General features: G+C 62.5%; 24 protein-coding genes and 1 pseudogene. 5 read left to right on the top strand and 20 right to left on the bottom strand.

The window, feature by feature from the left end:
- Positions 1–6 precede the first annotated feature (6 nt).
- From phnL to phnG, 6 genes are all read right to left on the bottom strand, one after another.
- Entirely contained in the window at positions 7–705 is a 699-nt protein-coding gene (gene phnL, locus ACHMXK_RS02880; protein ID WP_397437521.1) for a phosphonate C-P lyase system protein PhnL, read from the bottom strand.
- 34 nt (positions 706–739) lie between these two features.
- Entirely contained in the window at positions 740–1519 is a 780-nt protein-coding gene (gene phnK, locus ACHMXK_RS02875; protein ID WP_397442423.1) for a phosphonate C-P lyase system protein PhnK, read from the bottom strand.
- A 50-nt stretch (positions 1520–1569) separates the two neighbouring features.
- Complete coding sequence (locus ACHMXK_RS02870) at positions 1570–2490, bottom strand: alpha-D-ribose 1-methylphosphonate 5-phosphate C-P-lyase PhnJ (protein WP_397437519.1); 921 nt, start codon at positions 2488–2490, stop codon at positions 1570–1572.
- Positions 2487–3635: a carbon-phosphorus lyase complex subunit PhnI gene (locus ACHMXK_RS02865; protein WP_397437517.1), complete on the bottom strand. Its 1149-nt coding sequence runs from the start codon at positions 3633–3635 to the stop codon at positions 2487–2489. Before ACHMXK_RS02865 ends, ACHMXK_RS02870 begins: the two co-directional genes overlap by 4 nt.
- Before the next feature lie 256 nt (positions 3636–3891).
- A complete protein-coding gene (phnH, locus tag ACHMXK_RS02860; protein ID WP_397437516.1) occupies positions 3892–4506 on the bottom strand; it encodes a phosphonate C-P lyase system protein PhnH in 615 nt (204 codons plus the stop codon).
- Positions 4503–4967: a phosphonate C-P lyase system protein PhnG gene (gene phnG / locus ACHMXK_RS02855; protein WP_397437514.1), complete on the bottom strand. Its 465-nt coding sequence runs from the start codon at positions 4965–4967 to the stop codon at positions 4503–4505. Before phnG ends, phnH begins: the two co-directional genes overlap by 4 nt.
- A 100-nt stretch (positions 4968–5067) precedes the next feature.
- On the opposite strand from phnG, the gene phnF reads away from it, so the two are divergent.
- The 3 genes from phnF to phnN all read left to right on the top strand — a co-directional run bounded on the left by phnF (position 5068) and on the right by phnN (position 7146).
- Positions 5068–5838 carry a phosphonate metabolism transcriptional regulator PhnF gene (gene phnF, locus ACHMXK_RS02850; protein WP_397437512.1) on the top strand — a complete coding sequence of 257 codons (771 nt, stop codon included), beginning with the start codon at positions 5068–5070 and terminating at the stop codon, positions 5836–5838.
- Complete coding sequence (locus ACHMXK_RS02845) at positions 5835–6530, top strand: DUF1045 domain-containing protein (RefSeq protein ID WP_397437510.1); 696 nt, start codon at positions 5835–5837, stop codon at positions 6528–6530. The genes phnF and ACHMXK_RS02845 overlap by 4 nt, the downstream gene beginning before the upstream one ends.
- Before the next feature lie 82 nt (positions 6531–6612).
- Positions 6613–7146, top strand: coding sequence for a phosphonate metabolism protein/1,5-bisphosphokinase (PRPP-forming) PhnN (phnN, locus tag ACHMXK_RS02840; RefSeq protein ID WP_397437508.1), 534 nt, complete (start codon positions 6613–6615; stop codon positions 7144–7146).
- Positions 7147–7154: 8 nt separating this feature from the next.
- On the opposite strand, the gene ACHMXK_RS02835 is transcribed toward phnN, so the two are convergent.
- The 4 genes from ACHMXK_RS02835 to phnC form a co-directional block, all read right to left on the bottom strand.
- A complete protein-coding gene (locus ACHMXK_RS02835; protein WP_397437506.1) occupies positions 7155–7700 on the bottom strand; it encodes a phosphonate degradation HD-domain oxygenase in 546 nt (181 codons plus the stop codon).
- Between the two features lie 8 nt (positions 7701–7708).
- Positions 7709–8443 (bottom strand): phosphonate ABC transporter, permease protein PhnE, encoded by a 735-nt coding sequence (phnE, locus tag ACHMXK_RS02830; RefSeq protein WP_397442422.1) that lies wholly within the window; start codon positions 8441–8443, stop codon positions 7709–7711.
- 117 nt (positions 8444–8560) lie between these two features.
- Complete coding sequence (phnD, locus tag ACHMXK_RS02825) at positions 8561–9523, bottom strand: phosphonate ABC transporter substrate-binding protein (protein ID WP_397437504.1); 963 nt, start codon at positions 9521–9523, stop codon at positions 8561–8563.
- Between the two features lie 42 nt (positions 9524–9565).
- Positions 9566–10429 carry a phosphonate ABC transporter ATP-binding protein gene (gene phnC / locus ACHMXK_RS02820; RefSeq protein WP_397437502.1) on the bottom strand — a complete coding sequence of 288 codons (864 nt, stop codon included), beginning with the start codon at positions 10427–10429 and terminating at the stop codon, positions 9566–9568.
- Positions 10430–10569: 140 nt separating this feature from the next.
- On the opposite strand from phnC, the gene ACHMXK_RS02815 reads away from it, so the two are divergent.
- Both ACHMXK_RS02815 and ACHMXK_RS02810 read left to right on the top strand, forming a co-directional pair.
- Positions 10570–12069 (top strand): AMP nucleosidase, encoded by a 1500-nt coding sequence (locus ACHMXK_RS02815; protein WP_397437500.1) that lies wholly within the window; start codon positions 10570–10572, stop codon positions 12067–12069.
- 197 nt (positions 12070–12266) lie between these two features.
- Complete coding sequence (locus ACHMXK_RS02810) at positions 12267–13172, top strand: c-type cytochrome (RefSeq protein ID WP_397437498.1); 906 nt, start codon at positions 12267–12269, stop codon at positions 13170–13172.
- Between the two features lie 110 nt (positions 13173–13282).
- On the opposite strand, the gene ACHMXK_RS02805 is transcribed toward ACHMXK_RS02810, so the two are convergent.
- The 10 genes and pseudogenes from ACHMXK_RS02805 to ACHMXK_RS02760 all read right to left on the bottom strand — a co-directional run bounded on the left by ACHMXK_RS02805 (position 13283) and on the right by ACHMXK_RS02760 (position 22994).
- Positions 13283–14287: a D-2-hydroxyacid dehydrogenase gene (locus ACHMXK_RS02805; RefSeq protein ID WP_397437496.1), complete on the bottom strand. Its 1005-nt coding sequence runs from the start codon at positions 14285–14287 to the stop codon at positions 13283–13285.
- 8 nt (positions 14288–14295) lie between these two features.
- A complete protein-coding gene (locus ACHMXK_RS02800) occupies positions 14296–15333 on the bottom strand; it encodes a Bug family tripartite tricarboxylate transporter substrate binding protein (RefSeq protein ID WP_397437494.1) in 1038 nt (345 codons plus the stop codon).
- A 59-nt stretch (positions 15334–15392) separates the two neighbouring features.
- Entirely contained in the window at positions 15393–16181 is a 789-nt protein-coding gene (locus tag ACHMXK_RS02795; protein ID WP_397437492.1) for a class II aldolase/adducin family protein, read from the bottom strand.
- 31 nt (positions 16182–16212) lie between these two features.
- A pseudogene (gene tcuB / locus ACHMXK_RS02790) lies at positions 16213–16488 on the bottom strand (tricarballylate utilization protein TcuB); the annotation flags it as partial.
- 18 nt (positions 16489–16506) lie between these two features.
- Positions 16507–17484: a Bug family tripartite tricarboxylate transporter substrate binding protein gene (locus ACHMXK_RS02785; RefSeq protein ID WP_397437490.1), complete on the bottom strand. Its 978-nt coding sequence runs from the start codon at positions 17482–17484 to the stop codon at positions 16507–16509.
- 29 nt (positions 17485–17513) lie between these two features.
- Positions 17514–18698, bottom strand: a complete 1185-nt coding sequence (tcuB, locus tag ACHMXK_RS02780) for a tricarballylate utilization 4Fe-4S protein TcuB (RefSeq protein ID WP_397437488.1) — start codon at positions 18696–18698, stop codon at positions 17514–17516.
- A complete protein-coding gene (gene tcuA / locus ACHMXK_RS02775; RefSeq protein WP_397437486.1) occupies positions 18685–20097 on the bottom strand; it encodes an FAD-dependent tricarballylate dehydrogenase TcuA in 1413 nt (470 codons plus the stop codon). The genes tcuB (ACHMXK_RS02780) and tcuA overlap by 14 nt, the downstream gene beginning before the upstream one ends.
- Before the next feature lie 22 nt (positions 20098–20119).
- Positions 20120–21112 carry a Bug family tripartite tricarboxylate transporter substrate binding protein gene (locus ACHMXK_RS02770; protein ID WP_397437484.1) on the bottom strand — a complete coding sequence of 331 codons (993 nt, stop codon included), beginning with the start codon at positions 21110–21112 and terminating at the stop codon, positions 20120–20122.
- Between the two features lie 64 nt (positions 21113–21176).
- A complete protein-coding gene (locus ACHMXK_RS02765) occupies positions 21177–21932 on the bottom strand; it encodes an SDR family NAD(P)-dependent oxidoreductase (protein ID WP_397437482.1) in 756 nt (251 codons plus the stop codon).
- Positions 21933–22061: 129 nt separating this feature from the next.
- Positions 22062–22994 carry a LysR substrate-binding domain-containing protein gene (locus ACHMXK_RS02760; RefSeq protein WP_397437480.1) on the bottom strand — a complete coding sequence of 311 codons (933 nt, stop codon included), beginning with the start codon at positions 22992–22994 and terminating at the stop codon, positions 22062–22064.
- Positions 22995–23214: the final 220 nt, after the last annotated feature.

Raw genomic sequence — 23214 nt, 5'->3', positions numbered from 1 at the left:
TCCGGGTTAAAGAGGTTTTTTATGGTGTTCAACGTCAAAGCAGCGGCTCGCAACGGCTTCGCGGACTTCGTCGTCGTGAAAAATGCCGACCACGGCGGCGCCGCGCGAGCGGGCCTCCCAGATCAGCTCCACCACCACCCGGCGGTTGTCCGCGTCGAGTGAGGCGGTGGGTTCGTCCAGCAGCAGCACCGGCTGGTTGGCAATCAGGCCGTGCGCGATGTTCACGCGCTGCTGTTCGCCGCCGGAAAAAGTCGCCGGCGGCAAGTGCCACAAACGCTCCTGCAAATTCAGCCGCGCCAGCCACTCCGCGGCCTGGCCGCGCGCCTGCTCGGCCGCCACACCCAGACGGCGCAACGGTTCGGCCACGATGTCCAGGGTCGAAACGCGGGGAATCACGCGCAAAAACTGCGAGACATAACCCAGCGTGCGGCGCCGCACTTCCAGCACCTCGCGCGGCGCGGCGTTCGACAAGTCCACCCATTGCTCGTCATGAAGAATGCGCACCTTGCCGCGGCTGGCGCCGTAGTTGCCATACAGGCAACGCAGCAAAGAACTTTTGCCACTGCCGGAATGGCCGGTCAGCGCCAGGCATTCGCCTGGAAAAACCTGCAGGTCGATGTTGTCAAACACCGGCAGCGCCAGGCCACCGCGGCCATGCAAGGTAAAGGTTTTGGACAGTTGATGGGTTTCAAGCAAGGCAGTCATGGGGCATCACGGTAAAAAAGAGGGGCACACCGGTTCATGGCGTGAGAACGGAAGACACCAGCAACTGGGTGTAGGCGTGCTGCGGGTCGTCGAGCACACGGTCGGTCAGCCCTTGCTCCACCACCTGGCCGTCTTTCATGACCAGCATGCGGTGCGCCAGCAATCTGGCCACCGCCAGGTCATGGGTCACGATGACGGCCGCCAGTTGCAGTTGGTCCACCAGTTCGCGCAGCAAATCAAGCAACCGCGCCTGGACCGACACATCCAGCCCGGTGGTCGGTTCGTCCATGAACACCAGCCGCGGATGGGTCACCAGGTTGCGGGCAATCTGCAGGCGTTGCTGCATGCCGCCGGAATAAGTGCCCGGCAGATCGTCGATGCGGTCCACGTCGAGCTCGACACGTTCCATCCAGCTCAGGGCCTGGCCGCGCAGCTTGCCGTAGTGGCGGCTGCCCAGGGCCATCATGCGTTCACCGATGTTGGCGCCGCCCGAAACATTCATGCGCAAGCCATCACGGGCATGTTGTTCGACAAAACCCCAGTCGGTACGGGCCAGCCAGCGCAAACGCGCTTCGGACAAATCCGCGAGATTGACCAGGCCGGCCTCGCTGCGTTCCGGCGCGGCAGACACCGCGCCAGCCTCGTCTCGCACGTCGTAGTGCACCGAGCCTTCGTCACAGGCCAGACGGGCCGCCAGCAGCCGCAACAAGGTGGATTTTCCGGAACCGGACTCCCCCACCACGGCCAGCACTTCCCCGGGGTAGAGGTCAAAACTCACGTCGCGGCAAGCCCAGCGCAGGCGACTGCCCTGCATAAACTGTTTGCCGGCGCCGCGTACGGATAAAAGCAAATCGCTGTTGTTCATCATGCCCCCTGCCCTGCGGGCTGTGTGTGGTGTGCTGTGTTGGCCAACGCGTCTGGCATCTGCACCGCCTGTTGTGTCCCGACATGACCGGCGTCACGGCGTTCGCCGCAAAAATCGCTGTCCGAACAGACAAACAAACGGCTGCCTTCGTCGTCCACAATCATTTCGTCAAGAAAGCTGTTCTCCGCTCCGCACAAGGCGCAAGCATGGTCCCAGCGCTGCACCTCGAACGGATGGTCCTCAAAGTCGAGGCTGCGCACCGAGGTGTAAGGCGGAATCGCGTAAATCCGTTTTTCCCGTCCAGCGCCAAACAGTTGCAGGGCCGGGTTCATGTGCATCTTGGGGTTGTCAAACTTCGGTATCGGCGAAGGCGAGGTCAGGTAACGCTCGTTGACCAGCACCGGGTAGTCGTAGGTTTTGGAGATGGCCCCCAGTTGCGCGATGTCTTCGTAAAGCTTGACATTCATCAGGCCGTATTCGGCCAGCGCATGCATGGTGATGGTCTCGCGGCGGCGCGGCTCCAGGCGGAACAGCGGCTCCGGCATGGGCACCTGGTAGACAATGATTTGCTTTTCGCTGAGCGCCGCTTCCGGAATGCGGTGGCGGGTCTGGATGATGCTGGCCAGCGCTGTTTTCTCCGTCGTCGGCACCCCGGTGGTGCGGGCAAAAAAGCGGCGGATGTTGACCGCATTGGTGGTGTCGTCCGCGCCCTGGTCAATCACCTTGAGCACATCCTCACGCCCGATGATGCTGGCCGTGACCTGCACACCGCCCGTGCCCCAGCCATAGGCAAAAGGCATTTCGCGTGAGCCAAAAGGAACCTGGTAACCGGGAATCGCCACCGCCTTGAGCATGGCGCGGCGAATCATTTTCTTCGTTCGCTCGTCAAGAAATCCAAAGTTGTAATGTCCGTCCATCATGCTGCTTTCTGTATCGCCGGAGCGGGGTTGTGGCTTGAGTCTTCATCGCGCGCGTTGCCCGCTTCTTTCTCCAAGGCATGGGCGGCGCGCAACTTGCGCACCAGCTCCAGCTCGGACTGGAAGTCCACGTAATGCGGCAACTTCAGGTGTTGCACAAAACCGGAGGCTTCCAGGCTGTCGGCATGCGACAGCACAAACTCTTCGTCCTGCGCGGGAGCTGTGGCCAGCTCGCCCAGTTCGCGGGCGCGCAGCGCCCTGTCGACCAGCGCCATGGCCATGCTTTTGCGCTCGGCCCCGCCGAAGGCCAGGCCGTAACCTTGGGTGAACTGAGGCGGCACCTCGCGGTTGCCGGCAAACTGGTTGATCATCTGGCATTCGGTCACCTCAACGTCGCCGATCTCGATCGGGAAGCCGAGTTCGTCCGCCAGGATTTCCACCGCCACCTTGCCGCGCCGGATTTCTCCGGCAAAAGGATGGGCATTGGCATAACCACGCTGGGTCGAATAACCCAGCGCCAGCAGCCAGCCTTCGTCACCCCGTGCCAGGGCCTGCAGGCGCAGCGGCCGTTCCGCCGGGAACATCAAAGGATCACGTGTCAGGTCGCCGGGTTCAGCGCCGGACGTCGGGCGTGGCGTTTCCATCAAGCCTTCACGCGCCATCAGTTCGTTGACACGCGGCATGTGCTCCGGCAATGCCTGCTCGGCGACCGGGGCCGCCGGGGACGCCGCATCGCCGCCTTCTGCCAGCAGGGCAAAGTCCAGCAGACGCTGGGTGTAGTCATAGGTAGCGCCCAGGACCTGGCCGCCGGGCACATCCTTGAAGGTGGCCGACACACGGCGCACCAGCTGCATCTGCGCGGTATCCATCGGCAGGCTGTAGCCAAAACGCGGCAAAGTGGTGCGGTAGGCGCGCAGCAAAAATATGGCTTCGACCAGGTCGCCGCTGGCCTGCTTGATGGCCAGCGCGGCCAGTTCCGCGTCGTACAAGGAGCCCTCGGCCATGACGCGGTCCACCGCCAGCGGCAACTGTTCGCGGATTTGCGCCACCGACAGTTCCGGCAGCGAGGTGTCGCCCCGGCGTTGTTCGGCCAGCAGGCGCCAGGAATGCTCGATGGCGGCTGCGCCGCCCTTGACTGCAACATACATCAGGGATGCTCCTCATGATTTCCGCCGTGCGCGGCGTGGTTTTGCGGGATGAGCCGCAAGGCGAAAAACCCAAGGCAAGGCTGGACGCCTTGCCTGGTTTTGCAACGAAGTGGATCGCCCGCAAAACCACTCCCCTTCGGGTTCGAACCAAAACGGGCGCTTTGCCCACCCAACCCCTTGCGTGTGCCTCGGCAGACGCTGCGAGGTCTTGGCGAGCAAATCATCCCGTTTTGGACTCGAACGCGCATGGCGCAAATCATGAGGAACATCCCGGGACTCCTTCCAGGCGCCGCACACGGGTGGTGCGCGGCAAACCCAGCGCCGCATCGGCGCAGGTAAAAACAATGTCCACCCCCTGAGGGAAAGACGCGTGGTTGGCTTGCCATTGCGCCCAGAAGTTCTCCGGCAGACCGGCCATCCGCACCGTCTGCATGTCCTTGATGCCCGGACCGCGCCACTCGACAGCGGGTCCGGTTTCCAGTGACGCGACCTCCACCAGCAAAGTGGCGGATGTTTCGGGCGCCTCCATGGTGCCGGCTGCAAACATGTCGAGCGAAGGCAGGCCGGCTGTACCGGTCAACACGGCAAAAGCCGCTTCTGCAGGGGTGGTCGCGCGCGGTGCACCGGTATGAAAACGTAACCAGTTCGCCTCCGCGCTATCGCCTTGTGGCCACCACACGGCGGTGTCGTCGTCGGTCAGGGTCAGCAACAGATGCGCCATCGCCGGGCCGAGCGCCAGGCCCTTGACGGGTTGGCCCAGGGTCACACGCTGGCCAGGCCGCGACAGGGCATCAAGCACCCGGCGGAAAGCATGTTGTGCGTCATGCACCGGGTCGGTAAAACCGGCACTCAGTAGATGTTGCTGCGTCATGCTTCACCCCGCACAAACGTAAAAAATTCGACTTTGGATGCCGCGGCCGAACGGCTGGCGGCATCGCGCTGCGCCGCTTGCTGCCTGGCCAGCGGATCCAGCACCGTCTGCTGCAAATGCGCCTGACGTGTTTCGTCTTGCAGCAGCGCGTCAAAAAGCGCCACCAGCTCGGCTTTGCGGCGGTCACGCCCCAGCGTGTAACCCACACCCAAGGCACCGGACCCCACACGCAGCGCACAACGGGTGACCGTGGCTTCGCCGAGGTTGAAGGCGTCACCGGTGCCGCCTACACGTCCGCGCAACATGACCATGCCGGGCTCGGACGGCCTCACATGTTCAAGCGCCGGCAAATCCCCCACAAGCGCCAGCGCGTCTTCAAGCTCGGGCCGGGTGGCGCGTGTCAACACGCCCAGCCAGCGCCTGCGCGGCGCATGGTTTGCATTCATTGCATCGTTTGTCATACAGATGTCTAAATCAGTCACTAGAGTTGGATAGGTTGCTGCAAAACACCCGCAGTGGGTGCGAAGAGCCTCTAGTTCAACCGGACAACATGACCAATTGATGACAAACGAATACACACTTTCCAGCGCGCCCGGCCGGCGCAGCGGTGTTGCGGTCTGGAAGCAGATCGCCAACACGCTGAGCACCGAGATCCGTGACCGCGCCTTCACCGCCAGCGGCCGGCTGCCCAGCGAAAACGAACTGTCCACACGTTTCGGCGTGAACCGCCATACATTGCGCCAGGCGGTGGCGGCCTTGCAGGTTGATGGCCTGGTGCGTATCGAACCGGGTCGCGGTACCTTTGTCCAGCACGAGTTACTGGACTACGTGCTCTCACGCCGGACCCGCTTCAGTGAAAACCTGCAGCGCCAGGGCTTGTTACCCAGCAAACAATTGTTGACGGCGCGGGAAATACCGGCACCTGAACGCGTCGCCCATGAGCTCCGGCTGGACAAGGGGATGGCCGTGCTGATGGTGGAAACACTGGACGAAGCCGACAGCCAGCCCATCGCCCTGGCCACGGCGTATTACCCTGCGCTGCGATTTTCGGGACTGCTGGAAATGCTCCATGACGGCACTGGCACCACAAAAATCCTGCGCCATTTCGGCGTGGAGGATTACGTTCGTGCAGAAAGCCACGTCACCACCCAAATGCCTTCGGATGAAACCGCCCGTCTGCTGAAGCAACCGGCCACCCGACCGGTGTTGTGTGTGGAGTGCCTGGACGTGGACATGGACGGCCAGCCCATCAAATACGGCGAAACTGTGTTTTCCGGCGACCGGGTCCAGTTGGTGGTCAGCGCGGGACAAGAAGCCGGAGACAAACCATGAGCGTGCGTTATGCCATTTATTTTGCGCCGGCCAAAGACACCCCCTGGTGGGACTTTGGTGCGCACTGGCTGGGCCGCGATGAACACGACAACACGGCGCTGCCGCAACCGTTGCTGGATGAGGTCTCACCCACGGAGCTAGCCAGCATCACACAAGCACCCCAGCGTTACGGCTTTCACGCCACCCTGAAAGCCCCTTTTCGCCTGGCGGCCGGGACGGACGAACCCGGTCTCATCACAGGCTTGCGCACGCTGGCGCAGACCTTGAAGCCTGTCGCACTGGGACCTATGCGTGTCGCGACCCTGGGCAATTTTGTGGCGCTGATCCCGCACACGGCCTCGGCTGACCTGCAGGCGCTGGCAGATGCTTGCGTGACCGGGCTGGATCACTTTCGTGCGCCACTTCTGGCGGCCGACCTCCAACGGCGCCGTATCGAACAACTCGATGAACGCGAGACTGAACTGTTGAGCCTCTATGGCTACCCTTACGTGCTGGAGCGTTTTCGCCTGCACCTGAGCTTGAGCGGCCCGGTAGACGAGGCGGTAGCGCAAGGCGTGACCCAGGCTGTCTCTGCACACATTGACAGGCTCAATACCGAAGCACCGCTGTTGCTGGATCGGCTCTGCCTGTTTGTCGAAAGAAACCCTGGTACGCCCTTCCAGCGCATCATTGACCTGAGGTTACAGGCATGAGCGCCGCGCAGAACCGCTTCAAGCAAGCTCACGCCCCCTCGGGGGGCAGCGTATGACACGAAGTGAAAAGCGTGGGGGCCCTATGACTGGTGCATGGATTTTTGTCTGCGGCCCCTCCGGTGCCGGCAAAGACAGTGTCATGGCCTCGGCCCGACAACTGCTGGCCCAGCGCCAGGACATCGTTTTTGCACGCCGCATGGTCACACGCGCCATGCAGGCCGGCTCGGACCACGATGCACTAACGGAGCCGGATTTTTTATCGTTGCTGAGGACTGGCGGACTGCGCTGGCATTGGCAGGCCCATGGTTTTTACTATGGCATTGCCCAGCACTACGCGGCCGAGGTACAAGCCGGGCGGTTGGTGGTGGTGAATGGTTCGCGCGCACATGTCCAAAGCCTGGCCCCATCGCCTGAACGAAGGGTGGTGGAGGTCACGGCCAGCCCCGAGCAGTTGGCCACCCGGCTGGCGCTACGCGGCAGGGATGCCGCCAGCGCCGTGGTCGAACGGCTGGCACGCAACACGGGGTTTGCCGACATGCAGGCCGACTGTGTGATCGTCAACGACGCGACGCTGGCCGTGGCCGGCCAGCGCCTGGCAGACTACCTGACAGCTTGAGGCATCGCTCAGGCGATGCGGGCGCTTTCAAGGACCGCCACATAATGCGCCCAGGCGGGCGGGTTGGCGGCGGGGTCCTTGGCGCCGTCATCCCAGCGGCGCAAGGCCACTGCATCGGCAGCAAACGGCTGCTGGATAAAAACCGCGGCATCGTCATCCGAAAACGGCCCGCCTTGCAAGGCCAGGCTGCGCTGGGATGCCGGCGACAGACTGGCCGCATAGTGCGGGTCCACCTGGCAAAGATAACGTTTGGCGTCCACGTGCAGACGGATGGGCGCCAGCACGGCCTCGTCGAACACGCCACGTAAAAACGGCATCGCCAGGTATTGGTGCACATCGTCAATCGCCGCCGTCCTGGCCTCTGTCCTGGGCGCCATCAAATGCCCCAGGTCATGCAGCAGCGCGGCGGCGATCAAGGCTGGTGACGCACCGGCCTGCTCGGCCAGGTGCGCGCACTGCAAGGCATGCTGCTGCTGGCTGATGGCTTCCGCGCCGTATTGCACGGCCCCCTGGGTTTGGTACAAGTCGGTGATCTCGGCTATTTGCAAGGCCATGATCCGTCCTACACCAGGGCCTGGCGGATACGCGCGGACACCAGATCGATCACCGTGACCGTGACAATGATGATGATCATCACCGCGCAGGTTTCGGCATACTGAAAACCACGGATGATCTCCCACAAAATCACGCCAATGCCACCGGCGCCCACCATGCCGACCACAGAGGCCGAGCGCACATTCGACTCAAAACGGTACAGGGAATACGAAATCCACAGCGGCAAGACCTGCGGGATGATGCCGTAGACAATTTCTTCCAGCGCATTGGCCCCGGTCGCCCGTATGCCCTCGACCGGCTGGGCATCAATCGACTCCACGGCTTCGGAGAACAGCTTGGCCAGCACACCGGTGGTATGGACAAACAGCGCCAGCACACCGGCGAAGGGCCCCAGGCCCACGGCCACGATGAACAACATCGCAAACACCATTTCGTTGATGGCACGTGCCGCATCCATCAAGCGCCGAACCGGTTGCCGAATCCAGGCGGGTGCGATATTGGACGACGAGAGCAAACCGAGCGGCACGGCAAACACCACGGCCAACGCCGTCCCCCACAAGGCAATCTGCAGGGTCACCAGCATTTCCTGCAGGTAGAGACGCCACTGGCTGAAGTTTGGGGGGAAAAAATCCGCCGCATAGGTGGCCATGTTGCCGGAATCACGCACCAGGTCCAGCGGACGCATGTCTGCGCCCTGCCAGGAAGCGCCCAGCAAGGCAATCACGACGGCCCAGCCCAGCATGGCCAGCACGCTGGTTTTGGGTAAATTGACCTGGAGGGGGGCCACCACCAGAGGAGAAGCAGGTGTGCTCATGTCAGTTGGACTGGAATCAGAAAGACGGGAGAGAAAGGCATCTGTTTACTGACCCAGTTCGGCCAATTTTTTGTCGATTTCGGCAAGCTTGACCTGCTTGTCGGCCGCCGCCATGCCGGCATCGGCTTCAAACTTGTTGCGCTCCTTGAACAACTCCAGCTGGCGGATGGGAATCAACTGCGCATTGGTCGAGGCCTTGAAACCTGACAGCTTGGAGAGTTTCATCAGGTTGTCTTTTTCCTGCTGGCTGCCCTTGCCGTAGTTGTAGAAAAACTCGCGCACGTTTTTCTTGGTGGCTTCGGGCAAATCCTTGCGCATCACCAGCGGGTCCAGCGGAATCAGCGGCGAGGTCCAGAGGATGCGGATCTCGTTGAACTTCTCGGGCAAACGCTCCTTCATCTTCTCCAGGTTCTCGCTGTTGTTGGTGGCCACATCGACCTGCTTGTTGGCGACCGCCAGGCCGTTGCTCTCGTGGTTGGCGCCGCGCGCCACCTTGAAAAATGTTTTGGGATCAATCTTGTTTTTTGCGAACACGTAATAACCGGGAACCAGAAAACCCGAAGTGGAGTTGGGGTCGCCGTTGCCAAAGGACAGGTTTTTGCCGTTCTTGAACACATCGTCCAGCGATTTGAGCGCGCTGTCCTTGTGTGTGATCAGGTGCGAGTAATAACCCTGGCTGCCATCGGCATTGACCATTTGCGCAAACACTTCGCCGCCTGCGCGGTCCACCGCCTCCATGGCGGACTTGTTGCCATACCAGGCGGCATGCACCTTGTTGAAACGCATGCCTTCAATGATGCCGGCGTAATCGGAGGCAAAAAAGGCATTGATTTTCATGCCCGTCTTTTTGGCCATGTCGTCCAGGATGGGTTGCCAGTCGGACTTCAGATTCTGCGAAGACTCGGTGGAGATGATGCCGAAATTGAATTCCTTCATTTCCTGTGCGCCCACAGGGGTCAGGGCGACCAGCGCCGTGGCGGCCAGTCCGGTGAGTAGTTTTTTAAGCATGGGGATTCCTTGGGCTATGAATGAGTGATGAAAAAATGGGGTTCAGGCCGCATGCGCCAACGGTGTAGGCCAGGCCAGATGCGGCACGGGTTTGACTTTGTCTTCCAGGCTGGAAATGTGGTCGCCAAGCGACAGGATGTCGTCGGCGTCGGCGCCGTACAGATTGCGCAACACCTCGGGGGTGAGCCCGACCGAGAGGCCGTCGTACACCACCTTGCCCTGGTGCAGGGCCACCGTGCGCGCGCAATATTTGATGGCGACATTGACCTGGTGCAGCGACACCACCACCGTGCACTGGTCTTCCCGGTTGACTCTGGCCAGGATGTCCATGACCTTGCGTGAGGACTCGGGGTCCAGCGAGGCAATGGGTTCGTCGGCCAGCACCACCTTGGCACCCTGCACCATGGCGCGGGCAATCGCCGCACGCTGCTGCTGGCCGCCCGACAGGGTGGAGGCGCGCTGGGCCCAGCATTCGGCAATGCCCACGCGGCGCAAGGCTTCGATGCCGCGCGCTTTTTCCTCGGGGGTGAACCAGCGGAGCAGGCTGCGCCACATCGGCACCCGGTGCAAGGTGCCGGCCAGCACGTTGATGATCACCGGCAGACGGCCCACCAGGTTGAACTGCTGGAACACAAAACCGATGCCGGAACGCACAGAGCGGATGTTGGACACAATTTTCCCGTTGCGCTGCACGGTCCGGCCGTGGATTTCGATGGACCCCGGCTCATGCGTGTCGCCGGCCATCAGCCCGGCCATGTGACGCAACAAGGTGGATTTCCCAGAGCCCGAAGCGCCTATCAGCGCCACCATTTCGCCGGGCGCAATACGCAGGTTGATCTGTTGCAGGGCTTTGCGGCCGTTGCCAAAGGTTTTGCTCAGGGTATTGATTTGAATTGCTGCATGCATGGTCTTTTCCGGTGGTGAACGGCTTGAATCTAGGGCCGCAATGTGTCGGTTTCGTGTCAGGCCTTGACCTTGCAGGGGACTTGCCATGGCGGGATGAGGCGTTTGCGCCTGCCGCGCTGGAACGGCGCACAATCAAGGTCATGGCTTATCTACCAACCTTCATTGCCCCCACCCGTTACACCGACCCGGTTGCCGCGCTGGCCCAGGTTCAGACGATTTATGACCGGCAGATCAGCCACTTGCGCGCGGCCATGCAGCGTTATGTGACCGGCGAGACCTTGCCCGGCCATGTACGCGCCTGTTACCCCTTTGTGCGCATACACACCGACACGGTGGTGCGTTCCACGCTGGCCTCGGTCGATATTTCCAAGCTCAGTTATGGGTTTGTCGCCGGTCCCGGCCGTTTTGAAACCACGCTGACACGGCCCGACCTGTACGGCGCTTATTACCTGGAGCAGTTCCGCCTGCTCCTGCAAAACCATTCGGTCGAACTTGAAATCGGCACCAGCACCCAGCCGATTCCTGTGCACTTTTCCTTTGCCGAACACGACCACATCGAAGGCAACCTGAGCCAGGCGCGGCGCATGTTGATGCGCGACGTGTTTGACCTGCCGGATCTGGCCGCCATGGACGACGGCATCGCCAACGGCACCTACGAGCCGCGCCCCGGCGAGCCCCAGCCGCTGTCGCTGTTCACGGCCGCGCGGGTGGACTACTCGCTGCAGCGCCTGCGTCACTACACCGGCACCTCGCCGGACTGGTTCCAGAACTTCGTGTTGTTCACCAACTACCAGTTTTATATCGACGAGTTTGTGCGTCTGGGCCATGCCGCCATGGCCGACCCGGCCAGCGAATACATCGCCTTTGTCGAACCCGGCAACGTGGTGACACGCCGCGCCGGCCTGAGCGCACAAGAAGGCGATGCGCTGGGCCTGGCACCGCCGCGGTTGCCGCAAATGCCGGCCTATCACCTGATGCGGGCCGACCGCAGCGGCATCACCATGGTCAACATCGGTGTCGGTCCGGCGAATGCCAAAAACATCACCGACCACATCGCGGTGTTGCGACCGCACGCCTGGCTCATGCTGGGCCACTGCGCCGGCCTGCGCAACAGCCAGCAGCTCGGCGACTATGTGCTGGCCCACGGTTATGTGCGTGAAGACCATGTGCTAGATGAAGAACTGCCGCTGTGGGTGCCGATTCCGGCGCTGGCCGAAATTCAGGTGGCGCTGGAGCGTGCCGTCAAGGACGTGACCAAGATGGAAGGCGCGGCCCTCAAAAGCATCATGCGCACCGGCACCGTGGCCTCGACCGACAACCGCAACTGGGAACTGCTACCCGGCAACCAGCCGCAACGCCGCTTCAGCCAGAGCCGCGCGGTCGCACTGGACATGGAAAGCGCCACCATTGCCGCCAACGGTTTTCGCTTCCGTGTGCCTTATGGCACCTTGTTATGTGTCAGCGACAAACCTCTGCACGGCGAGATCAAGCTACCCGGCATGGCCAACCACTTCTACCGCGAGCGGGTGGACCAGCATTTGCGCATAGGCATGCGGGCCATCGAGTTGCTGCGCGAACAAGGCATCAACCAACTGCACAGCCGCAAACTCAGAAGTTTTGCCGAGGTGGCTTTCCAGTAAAGCCTGCGGCGCCCCTCCCTCTGGCTCTGGCCGCCGCACCAGCGCTGGAAAAGGGCCGGCCCGCGCCTCCGACAGAGGGCCTTGACGGCACACCCACGATGGGGACATCATTCGTTTTTTTAAAATCTGACCAGTTGATCTATTGAGTCGTTTTGAAGCGCTATGGGCATCTTGTAGAAACAACAAGGAGCATCGCGATGAAACCCTGGATCGTTCGCACAGCGGCTGCACTTGCCGCCTTGGCCCTGCTGGCTGGCGGGGCCGTGTTGGCTGGCACCTACCTGGCGGACCGCAAGGCCAACCGTCGTGTTGACGCCGAGGTACAGCCGGTGGCTTACCTCAGCGACGCGGCCGCCCTGGAACGTGGCCGCTACCTCTACAACTCACGCGGTTGTGTCGCCTGCCATGCGGCCGACGGCCACGGAAAAACTTTCCTCGACGAACCCAACGGCTTGCTGGTCAAAGGCCCCAACATCAGCCCCGGACCCGGCAACGTGGTGGCCGGCTACCAGCCGGAAGACTGGGTGCGGGCGATCCGGCACGGCATCAAGCCGGGCGGCAAACCGCTGCTGATCATGCCCAGCGAAGACTACAACCGCCTGACCAACGAGGACCTGGCCGCGCTGGTCAGCCACCTGCGGCATATGCCGCCCGTGGCCGGCGAAGCCGCCGTGGTGCGCCTGCCGGCCATTGTGAAAGTGCTGTATGCGGCCGGCATGGTGCAGGACGCTTATGAACGGATCGACCACACGCTGCCGCCGACGCAACCGGTGCCCGAAGGGGTCAGCGTCGCCCATGGCGCCTATGTGGCCAATATGTGTATCGGTTGCCATGGCGCGAATTTCAGCGGCGGAAAAATCCCCGGCGCGCCACCCGACTGGCCGGTGGCCGCCAACCTGACGACCGGACCCCAAACTGAAATGGCCCGCTACACGGTGGCCGAGCAGTTCCGCCAGATGCTGGCCAGCGGGCGCCGCCCGGACGGCAGCCCCGTCAGTGCCGTGATGCCTTTCGAGGCCCTCAAGGCCATGAGCGCAACCGATGCCGACGCGCTCTACCTCTACCTCAAGAGCCTGCCGCCGCGTGCCACCGGAGAGCGTTGAGGTCAACGCCGGAGTTGCTATTGTTTTGATAGCTACTCACGCCCATTGGGTAAGGGCTGGAGCCACTTTTTATCATAATCCAGGGCCATTTGGGCACTGCAGCCAGGTCTTCAGGGGATGCTGTGCTGCAAGGGCTGACCGGCCTGCCAGCGCGCCAGGTTGGCCAGGAACAAGTCACAGACACGGCGATGGTTGCCGTCGGAGTGGCCAGCCGAATGCGGTGTCACGATGACGTTGGGCAGCGTCCACAGCGGCGAGTCGCGGCCCAGCGGTTCATGTTCGAACACATCCAGGTAAGCGCCACCCAGGTGACCCGCGCGCAAGGCCTCGATCAAGGCCGGCTCGACCACCACTTCGCCTCTGGCCACATTGATCAAACAAGCCCCGGGTGGCAGCGCAGCCAGGGCCTCCTGATTCACCAGGCCGCGGGTCTGCGGCGTCAGCGGGCAGGCGAGGATCAGCCAGTCCGCGCGCGGCAGCACCGTGGGCAAAGCGGGGAAACTCACCATCTCCACACCAGCCTCCGTGGCAGCCCGTGGCAGGTTCTGGCGCACCACCACCAGCTTCAGGCCCAGCAGGCGCAAAAACGCGCCCAGGCCCTGGCCTATGGGTCCCCAGCCGACCAGCACGGCGGTTTGCCCGGCCAGATCGCGCGGCGCTTGCGCCTCCCCCACCAGCGGCGCCCAGGTACGCGCCTGCTGCGCGGCCATGAGCTGCGGAAAACGGCGCGCCAGGGCCAGCAAACCCGCCAGCGCGGTCTGTGCCACCACCTCGGCATTGGCGCCCGAGGAGGTGCAGACAGACACACCACGCGCACGCAGCTCGGGATAAATCGGTCTGTCGGCACCGGCCGAATGGATATGCACCCACTGCAGCGCCTCGGAGCGGCGCAACACGGCGTAAAAAGCCAACAGCTCCTCGGTGAGCACATGTTTGGTCGACAGGCCCGTCACGTCACGCGAGACAAAAGCAATATCCACCCCGGCCTGCGCTGGGTCGGCGGCTTGCTCAGCGGTGACCAGCTCAAACACCCGGTCCCCCAGCACGCCCGCGATGGCGGGCGCCAACGCCTGCCGGGCTTGCGGCGACAACAGAATACGCAGCGGACGGGTCATCGGGGCGCTCACTCCGCGCGGGCGCCGGATTCCACCACGATGACTTTCCATTTTTCGTACTCACGCTGCACAAACTGGGAAAACTGCGCGGGCGTGCCGCCCATCGGGTCCGCGCCTTCGCGAATCATCTGTTGCTGAATCGCGGGCACCGCCACCACCTCGTTGACGGCTTTGTTGAGCGCGGTAATCACGGACTCGGGTGTCCCTTTGGGTGCAAAAAAGCCAAACCAGGAACCGGCTTCAAAACCCGGGAAACCTTTTTCGGCAATCGTCGGCACCTCGGGCATGGAGCGGGAGCGCTGGACGCTGCTGACCGCAATCGGCCGCAGCTTGCCGGCCTGGATTTGCGACATCACCGACGGGATGGTGGCAAACATGAACTGGATACGGCCGGCCAGCAGGTCGCGCACGGCGTCCGCACCTTTGTAAGCGATATGTGTGGCCTCAAAACCGGCACGTTTGGCCATCATGTAACCCGACAGATGCGAGGAGGTGCCGACCCCGGTGGAGCCGTAGTTGAGTTTGCCAGGGTTGGCCTTGGCGTAGGCAATAAATTCTTCCACCGTTTTGGCGCTCACGGACGGATGCACCACCAGCACATTGGGCACCTCGGCAATCTGCACCACGGGCACCAGGTCGGTCAGCGGGTTGTAGGGCAGCTTGGGATACAGCGTGGGGTTCACCGCGATCGGGCCGACCGAGTTGACGATCAGGGTGTAGCCATCGGGCGCGGCACGCACCACGGCTTCGGTGCCGATGTTGCCGCCGGCACCGGGCCGGTTGTCAATCACAAACTGCTGTTTCAAACGATCCGACAACTGCTGCGCCACCAGCCGCGTCAAGAGGTCGGTGGTGCCACCCGCGGTGAAAGCCACCACCACACGCACCGGCTTGACCGGGTAGGTCTGGGCCAGCACACTGCCCACACCCGCCGCGCCCAGCAGCAAGGCGGCGACGAGGCGTGTGCCCTGGCGCCGCACAGCGGTCCAGCAGCGATCGGCAGGTGTTGGGGCCGCGAGGGCGGAATCAAAAGTCGTCGTCAACATGGTTTGTCTCCTGTTTTTTTTGGTCTGTCTTGCGCGGGATGGCTCGCCTGTTTTTTTTGTCAGGTCTTGTAGCCGGGGTCGGTCCGGTCGAGTTTTCTAAGCAACGCGGGCCACTCCATCAGGCCGTAAGGACGGCGTGTGCCAGGCTGGTAATTGCTCCAGGTTTCTTCGAGCACGGGTTGCGCCACCGGAACAAAAGGCGAGTTGCAGGCCATGGCCGCCAGTTGGGAACGGCAGGCCAGCTCCAGCCTGTGCATCCAGTTGAAGGCCTCGCCTATGCTGCGCCCCACCACCAGCGCGCCGTGGTTGCGCAGGATCAGCGCTTCGCCGTCGCCCAGGTCACGCACCAGGGATTCCTGCTCGTCCAGGTTGAGCACCACACCGCAATAGTCGTGGTAGCCGATTTTCAGGAAACGCATCGCGGTCTGGGTGATGGGCAAGAGGCCACATGCCAGGGCCGACACCGCCATCGACGCCCAGCTGTGGGTGTGGATCACACAGCCCACTTCGGGCCGGGCTTCGTGCACCGCGCTGTGAATCACATAACCGGCCTTGTTGATGCCGTAGTTGAGCGCGCCGAAATCGGGCTTGGCCAGGATGTTGCCCGCGTGGTCTATCTTGATCAGGCTGGACGCGGTGATTTCCTCGTACATCAGGCCGTAGGCATTGATCAAAAAAGCGCCGTCTTCATCGGGCACGCGTGAGGAGATGTGGTTGGCCATCATGTCGGACATGCCATAAATCGCCACCAGCCGGTAACAGGCGGCCAGGTCCACGCGGGCCTGCCACTCGGCCGGCGAGCAGCGGTCCTTCATCGATTCAATCTGCAACGTGCCCTTGTCTTGCATGAACTTTCTCCAAAAACGGTTGTCGTCAAACTCAATCGCCACCCAGCTTCAGCGTGCTGGGCAAACGTTTTTCAATCGCCCACTTGAGCAGTGCCGCGCTGCGGAAGATTCCATGGGCGAATTTGCCATACGGCAGCGTCAGGAACAAGGCCATCACCACGCCGAGATGAATCGCCAGCAGCAGCGCCATGGCCGCTGTGTCGCGTCAGGCCAGCAGGGCCAGGCCCGTGAGGCTGGTGAAAAACAGCAGCGCGACAAAGTCGCGGCCCATCGGCTTCTGCGCGGCATCGCCCTGCAGCGGATAGCGCGAGTGTTTTACCAGACATCAGTTGGCTGTGATCTTGCGTTCGCGGACAATGGCGCTCCACTTGACGTCCTCTTTTTTCATAAACGCCGTCAGCTCTGCGCGCGAAGTGGGCTGCGGAGTCAGGCCGTGTTTGTTAAGCGCATCCTTGACGCCGGCATCGTTCAGCACCTTCACAATTTCTGTGTTCCAACGATCCAGCAAGGCCGCGGGCGTCTTGGACGGTGCCACGAAAGCGTACCAGTTCAGCGCTTCGAATCCGGGGTAACCCGATTCGGCCACGGTCGGGATGTTGGGCATGTAGGCAGGCCGGACCAAACCAGTGGTCGCCAGCGGGATGAGCCTGCCGGACTCCACATGCGGCAAAGCCGTGGGGGGTGCTGAAAAGTAGGAGGCAATCCGCTCGCCCAGCAAGTCTTGCAGGGCGGGGGCGCCGCCCTTGTAGGGCACATGCACCATGTCGATGCCGGCACGCTGATTAAACAGTTCACCCGCCAGATGGGATGCCGAACCCGCGCCCGTAGACGCAAAGTCCACGCTGCCTGGTTTTTTCTTTGACAGGGCTACAAACTCGGCCAAGTTCTTGACGCCCAGACCTTTGTGCACAACCAGCACGTTGGGGAAGTTGACGCCGCCGGACACCGCAGCCAGATCCTTGAACGGCTCGTAGGGCACCTTCATCACATGCGGTGCGATGGTGAGCGGGCCAATCGAACCAAACAGCAGCATGGAACCATCGGCAGGCCCTGCGGCCACCTGCTGGTGCGCGATGTTGCCGCCGGCCCCCCCCCGGTTGTCGACCACCACGGTCTGGCCAATGTTTTCGCCTAGCTTCTTGGCGATCAGGCGCGCAGCCGCATCGGCGGCGCCGCCCGCGGCGAAGCCGACCACCAGGGTGACTGGTTTTTTCGGTGGGAAATCCTGAGCATGGCCCTGGCTGGCCAGCAACAAGGGGAGTACGGCCATCACAATAGCGCGGCGCAGACGGAATTTTTTCATCGTGGTTTCCTCGGTGTTTGTTGAGTGACTCAGTCGGCCCCCAGGCCAACTGGATTAGGCTTGCGCTTTTCAATCGCATGACGCAACAGCGACGCGGTACGGAAAATGCCGTGCGCAAATTTGCCATAAGGCAGCGTGGCAAACAGGGCCATCACAGCCCCCAGATGCAGGCACAACAGCACGGCCAGCGCCGGCGTACCCCGCCCCAGCCAGAGGGCCAAGCCGCTCACGCTGGTGAGAAACAGCAAGGCGATGAAGCCCAGGTCCATCGGCTTTTGCGCCAGGTCACCGTGCAAAGGATGGCGTTTGCGGTTCAGGCGCCAGAGGCCGGCCGTGCCGGCCATCAGGCTGACGCCACCGGCCACGCCCAGCAGCTTGGGCAGACTGGGCAACTCGTAGGGCGCGGCCCAGCCAAAGACATAGTGGTAGAGCGTGGCCACGCTGGTCGCAGCAAAACACAGCATGAAGCCATAAAACGTGAGGTGGTGAAAGCGTCGGCGAGAAAGCGAGTAGGCATCGTCCTCGGTGTTGCAGCCTTCGCCGTGCCCGCCGCCTAGATACTTCAGGCGCAACACCGCATCCGTGGCTTCGGCTGCCGCCGGTCCGGTAAGCGGTGCACCGCTGGTGGCCGGCGTGATGTCCAGCCAGAAACGTCTGACGCCCATCGCTAAAGCGAACGTGGCGAAAAGAAACACCGGCGCGAACAAGCTCACCAACAAGTTGTGGGGGAACAAGTTATAGAAATTGCCGCCGAGCAGGGTATTCCAGAGCGTTCCGTTGATGGCGACGGCCATGATCAGAAACAGCGCCAGCGCCGCAGCCAGGGCCACCGACAAGGTGAGCCCGTTGCGTTGGTAAAGCTTGCCCAGCGCTGGCGGCCAGGCGTAGTCGACATAGGTTTGGCCCCGCACTTCGGCCATGGCTTTGGGCACGTTGACAGCGAACTCGTGGGGTGGCGCATATTGGCAGGCGTGCAGGCAGGCGCCGCAGTTGTGGCACAAGTTGGCCAGGAAGTGAACGTCTGCCTTGCCGAATTCCAGCCGGCGTGTCATGGCGGGAAATACGGCGCAAAAGCCCTCGCAGTAGCGGCAGGAGTTGCAGATCTGCATCTGCCGGCCGACCTCGGTTTCTTTGGCGGTGAGGATGGGAATCACGCGGCGCCCGCCGCCGGCGAGTGACACGGCTTCACGCGTCAGGGATTCAAGTTGTTGCATGGTTGTCCGTTTTGACTGTTGCTGCCGCCATAGCGGCGCGTGTTCCTGCGATACGGCCGAAGGCCGTGCCGATGCTCATGCCGACGCCAGCGGTATAGCCCTGGCCGAGCACATTGCCGGCCATCATTTCTCCGGCGACAAAAAGGTTGGGACTGGGACGCCCGCCAAAACGCACCGCCGCCGTGTCGTCCACCTTCAGTCCGAGATAGGTGAAGGTGATACCCGGCTTGACGGGATAGCCGTAAAAAGGCGCCGTGTCGATCGGTCGCGCCCAGTGTGTCTTGGCCGGGCTCAAGCCTTCGGTATGACAATCGTCGAGCGCGGTGTGGTCAAAACTGCCAACGCGGCAGGCAGCGTTGTAGTCGGCGATCGTTTGCACGAAGGTGTCCACGTCCAGGCCCAGCTTTTGTGCGAGCTCCGGAAGAGAATCCGCGGTGGTTCCAGGAAACACCGGAGGCATGAAGCGACCAACGGCTTTCTGGTCGATGATGGAGTAGGCCACCTGCCCTGGCTGCTGCGCGACCAGCCGGCCCCAGATGGCGTAGCGCTTGGGCCAGAAGTCCTCGCCCTCGTCGTAAAAGCGTTGCGCGTCACGGTTGACCACCACACCCAGCGATACGCAGTCGATCCGTGTGCAGATGCCACCGTCGTACAGCGGGGCACGCGCGTCAATGGCGACCATGTGCCCCTGCGACGGATCACCGATGGAATCGGCGCCAGCGTCAATCATGTGTTTGAGCAGCACGCCCTGATTGAAGCGGGTGCCGCGGATCAGGAAATTGTCAGCCGGCCACTCGCCGCGCTCGTTTTGACCCCAGGCTTCCCGTAGCCACTCGCGGTTCGATTCGAAGCCGCCGGCGGCCAGCACACAACTCTTTGCCTCAATTCGTTCGCCGCGCTCGGTATGCACGGCGACAAAGCGGTCGCCGGCCATTTCCACCGACACCACGGGCGTCTCGTAACGGATCTGTACACCTAGCCGCTCGGCGCTGCGGAAATAGGCATTCACCAGCGCCTTGCCACCGCCCATGAAAAAAGCGTTGGTGCGCGCGACGTGCAGCGCGCCCGACAGCGGCGGCTGGAAACGCACGCCATGGCTGCGCATCCAGTCGCGGCAACTGGACGATGCCCGAATCACCAGGCGCGCCAAGTGTTCGTCGGTGCGGCCCCCGGTGACCTTCAACAGATCCTGCCAGTATTCCTCTTCCGGGTAGGCCTCGATCAACACGTCTTGCGGCGCATCGTGCATGCAGCGCAGATTGCGCGTATGGCTGGAGTTTCCGCCGCGCCATTCACGCGGGGCCGACTCGAGCAACAACACCGAAGCGCCGGCTTCACGCGCCATCAGCGCGGCGCACAAGGCGGCGTTGCCGCCGCCTATGACCAGGACATCAAACATCTATAACTACTTTCAGTTTTTCTCAATCGGCATGGATACCGGCGCGTTTGACGATGTCGCTCCAGACCTTTTGTTCGCTTGTGATGAAGGAGGCAAATTCACTCGATGGTCCGCCGCCGCCCACCGCGTTGTCCGTGGCAAAACGGGCTGTCACCGCCGAGGACTTCAGCGCTTTGAGCGACTCTTCCTGCAGGCGTTTGACCACATCGGCCGGTGTGCCGGCGGGCGCCAGAATGCCGTACCACTGCGAGGTTTCGAAGTTCTTGAAACCCATCTCCGCCACCGTGGGCACCTCCGGCATGGCAGAAATACGCTGCTGCGTGCCCACGGCAATGGCACGCAGTTTGCCGCTTTTGATATGTGCACTCAAGGCAGGCAGGCCGGCCGACGAGGCCTGGGTCCGGCCCGAGAGCAAATCCGTCAACTGCGGGCCGGTGCCGCGATAAGGGATGTGTGTGATAAACATGCCGGTCACCAGCTTGAGGTACTCCATCGCCAGGTGGCCGGCACTGGCATTGCCGGCCGAGCCGTAGTTGAGCTGGCCGGGATTTTTCTTCACATAGGCCACAAACTCCTGGAAGTTTTTGGCCGGCACATCGGGATGGATCACGAACACATTGGGCACCTTGGCGAGCAAGGTCACGGGCATGAAATCCCTGTTCACGTCATAGGGCTGGTTTTTCAGCATGTAGGGGTTGACGGCCAGGGTGCCGACATGGCCCAGGATCAGGGTATGGCCATCGGGCGTCGCCTTTGCCACTTCCTGCATCGCCACCGTGCCGGCCCCGCCCGGCTTGTTCTCGACATACACACTTTGCCCCAGCTGTTTGCTGAGTTCGGCGGCCACGGAGCGGGCGACAATTTCGGAGGTGCCCCCAGGCGCAAACGGCACCACAAAACGAACCGCCCGGGACGGCCACGCCGCTTGTGCCATGGCCGTGGGCAGCAGCAGCGTCGAAGCGCCCAGGCCAGCGGCCTGCAACAGGCTGCGCCGCGACATTGAATCGTTCATCATGCTTTGTCTCCTTGTCGTTATCGTTATGAATCTCAGCGGGGGTTTTCGCCCGCGGGCCCGGTCTTCAGAACTGGTAGCGGCGCAAGCCCCCGTCGACCGGGATCACCGCACCGGTGATGTAGCTGGCCAGGGGCGAGGACAAGAAACACACCAGGTTGGCCAGGTCTTCCGGCTCGCCATAACGGCCCACGGGGATTTCGTTGTCACACTGCCACTGGCGGTACTCCGGCGTGTAGTTGCGGAAAATCTGCTCGGAATGAATCCGCCCGGGCGGAATGCTGTTGACCGTGATGCCGTTTTTGCCGACCATGCGGCTCAAACCCTTGGCCCAGCTGTGAATGCCGGCCTTGGCGCAAAAGGCGCCATTGACATGGTCGGGTTCACTTTTGCCGGTGATGTTGATGATGCGACCCCAGTTGCGTGCAATCATCTGGTCCAGCAAGGCCTGCGCGACCTGGCGCGGGCGATGAAAGTTCAGCGTGATGGCTTCCTGCCAGCGGTCTTCGCTGACATGCAGATCGGCGAAAGAGCGCGAGCCGCCCGCGTTGTTGACCAGGATGTCCACGCCGCCCAGGCCGGCCAGCGCGGCATCGGTCAGGGTCTTGGCGGCGTCTTCGGCATACAGGTCGGACTCGATGACCACCGGCCTGTGCCCGCCGCGGCTGACGATTTCATCGGCCACTTCGTTGAGAAGCCCCACACGCCGGGCCGAAATCGCCAGCTTCACGCCTTCGGCCGCCAGTGCCAGCGCAATGCCCCGCCCTATGCCGGTGCTGGCGCCTGTGACCAGCGCTGTTTTATCTCTCAGTTGCAAATCCATGGTGTTTCCTCGTGGCGGATGGTTGAAAGCGTTAACACTGAAATCTAACGCTGAACCACAACTCGGGAAAGCAGGCAGACGGCATACGGTCATCACAAACCGTGATGGCTATGCCTCAGCCCTCCACCCTCACGCGCTGACCAGCCGCGCCCCGACCCAGCGCCCGGAGCGCACCGCCTCGTTCGCGCAATCGGTCAACACCACACGCGCGGCCAGGCCGGCGGGCGACAGTTCGTCGTCCGACAGGCTGCACAAGGCGTTTGCGCGGCGTGCCAAGGTGTCGGAAATTTCCGTCAAATGAAACCGCTCGGACGCATCCGCAAAACGGCTCACCGCGGCCCAGGGCTGCAAGGTGTGGCCCAGGCCGCTGTCCACCGCATCCATCAGCATGGCCAACGAGTCAATCTCCGCCACCAGGCTTGGTTTGCATTTGGCCCGGGCAAAAGCGCCGTCCAGCGTGCTGCGCAAACCGTGTACCCCCGTGGGCAAAATCAGCGGCACGCCGGCCAGCTGCGCGACACTGATACGTTTGAGCGGCTTGCCCACCAGGGTCCGGCGTGACTGGATCAGAAACAGCTTTTCCTCCAGCAAAGGCATCACACTCCAGCGGCGACCGGCCTGGGTGTTGAACAACATGGCCAGGTCCAGCTGCCTGGCGTTGAGCATGCCGGTCAAATGGCCGGACAGGCTTTCGACCATGTGCAGGCGCACATCGGGATAACGTTCGCGCATGGCGCGTATCAGCGACAAACCCAGCACGGCAGCGGTGGTGGGCGCCATGCCCACACTGACACTGCCCGACAGGCGCGAGTGTTGCGCCGCACGTGCGGCCTGCTCCGCATGGCGCAACACCAGTTGCGCTTCGCGAAAAAAGGCCAGACCGGCCTCGGTCGGTGTCACGCCCTTGGGGCTGCGCTGCAACAAGCGGGTCGACAACTCGCTTTCGAGCCGGCTGATTTGCTGGCTGAGCGCCGATTGCACCAGGTCCAGGTCCAGCGCGGCCCGGCTGATGCTGCCGAGTTCTATCACCCGGACCAGGTAGCGCAGTTGGCGCAGCTCCATACACATTCCTTCACGAGGGGTTGGATCATCACTTTTTGTGATGCCCGCGATCATCGCATGACGCACGTTGCCATGAGTGGCTCGGCAGGTCCCGCACATCCAGCAGCACGCCATCATGAAACGGAAGCTGACCGGCGTGCGACCGCGCAGCAATCGTGGTAATTTAAAGCCGCACGGGCGGTTTCCGGGAGGCGAACACCCGCGCGTGTACACCTTCGTC

It is taken from the genome of Polaromonas sp. UC242_47, assembly GCF_044452385.1.
Classification (GTDB): domain Bacteria; phylum Pseudomonadota; class Gammaproteobacteria; order Burkholderiales; family Burkholderiaceae_C; genus Polaromonas.
This window is presented reverse-complemented; position numbering and strand designations above follow the sequence as displayed.

Bases quoted from the DNA above. Each gene is read 5' to 3' on its own strand.
- phnL (WP_397437521.1), bottom strand. From the start codon at position 705: ATGACTGCCTTGCTTGAAACCCATCAACTGTCCAAAACCTTTACCTTG.
- phnK (WP_397442423.1), bottom strand. From the start codon at position 1,519: ATGCAGGGCAGTCGCCTGCGCTGGGCTTGCCGCGACGTGAGTTTTGAC.
- ACHMXK_RS02870 (WP_397437519.1), bottom strand. From the start codon at position 2,490: ATGATGGACGGACATTACAACTTTGGATTTCTTGACGAGCGAACGAAG.
- ACHMXK_RS02865 (WP_397437517.1), bottom strand. From the start codon at position 3,635: ATGTATGTTGCAGTCAAGGGCGGCGCAGCCGCCATCGAGCATTCCTGG.
- phnH (WP_397437516.1), bottom strand. From the start codon at position 4,506: ATGACGCAGCAACATCTACTGAGTGCCGGTTTTACCGACCCGGTGCAT.
- phnG (WP_397437514.1), bottom strand. From the start codon at position 4,967: ATGACAAACGATGCAATGAATGCAAACCATGCGCCGCGCAGGCGCTGG.
- phnF (WP_397437512.1), top strand. From the start codon at position 5,068: ATGACAAACGAATACACACTTTCCAGCGCGCCCGGCCGGCGCAGCGGT.
- ACHMXK_RS02845 (WP_397437510.1), top strand. From the start codon at position 5,835: ATGAGCGTGCGTTATGCCATTTATTTTGCGCCGGCCAAAGACACCCCC.
- phnN (WP_397437508.1), top strand. From the start codon at position 6,613: ATGACTGGTGCATGGATTTTTGTCTGCGGCCCCTCCGGTGCCGGCAAA.
- ACHMXK_RS02835 (WP_397437506.1), bottom strand. From the start codon at position 7,700: ATGGCCTTGCAAATAGCCGAGATCACCGACTTGTACCAAACCCAGGGG.
- phnE (WP_397442422.1), bottom strand. From the start codon at position 8,443: ATGCTGGGCTGGGCCGTCGTGATTGCCTTGCTGGGCGCTTCCTGGCAG.
- phnD (WP_397437504.1), bottom strand. From the start codon at position 9,523: ATGCTTAAAAAACTACTCACCGGACTGGCCGCCACGGCGCTGGTCGCC.
- phnC (WP_397437502.1), bottom strand. From the start codon at position 10,429: ATGCATGCAGCAATTCAAATCAATACCCTGAGCAAAACCTTTGGCAAC.
- ACHMXK_RS02815 (WP_397437500.1), top strand. From the start codon at position 10,570: ATGGCTTATCTACCAACCTTCATTGCCCCCACCCGTTACACCGACCCG.
- ACHMXK_RS02810 (WP_397437498.1), top strand. From the start codon at position 12,267: ATGAAACCCTGGATCGTTCGCACAGCGGCTGCACTTGCCGCCTTGGCC.
- ACHMXK_RS02805 (WP_397437496.1), bottom strand. From the start codon at position 14,287: ATGACCCGTCCGCTGCGTATTCTGTTGTCGCCGCAAGCCCGGCAGGCG.
- ACHMXK_RS02800 (WP_397437494.1), bottom strand. From the start codon at position 15,333: ATGTTGACGACGACTTTTGATTCCGCCCTCGCGGCCCCAACACCTGCC.
- ACHMXK_RS02795 (WP_397437492.1), bottom strand. From the start codon at position 16,181: ATGCAAGACAAGGGCACGTTGCAGATTGAATCGATGAAGGACCGCTGC.
- ACHMXK_RS02785 (WP_397437490.1), bottom strand. From the start codon at position 17,484: ATGAAAAAATTCCGTCTGCGCCGCGCTATTGTGATGGCCGTACTCCCC.
- tcuB (WP_397437488.1), bottom strand. From the start codon at position 18,698: ATGCAACAACTTGAATCCCTGACGCGTGAAGCCGTGTCACTCGCCGGC.
- tcuA (WP_397437486.1), bottom strand. From the start codon at position 20,097: ATGTTTGATGTCCTGGTCATAGGCGGCGGCAACGCCGCCTTGTGCGCC.
- ACHMXK_RS02770 (WP_397437484.1), bottom strand. From the start codon at position 21,112: ATGATGAACGATTCAATGTCGCGGCGCAGCCTGTTGCAGGCCGCTGGC.
- ACHMXK_RS02765 (WP_397437482.1), bottom strand. From the start codon at position 21,932: ATGGATTTGCAACTGAGAGATAAAACAGCGCTGGTCACAGGCGCCAGC.
- ACHMXK_RS02760 (WP_397437480.1), bottom strand. From the start codon at position 22,994: ATGGAGCTGCGCCAACTGCGCTACCTGGTCCGGGTGATAGAACTCGGC.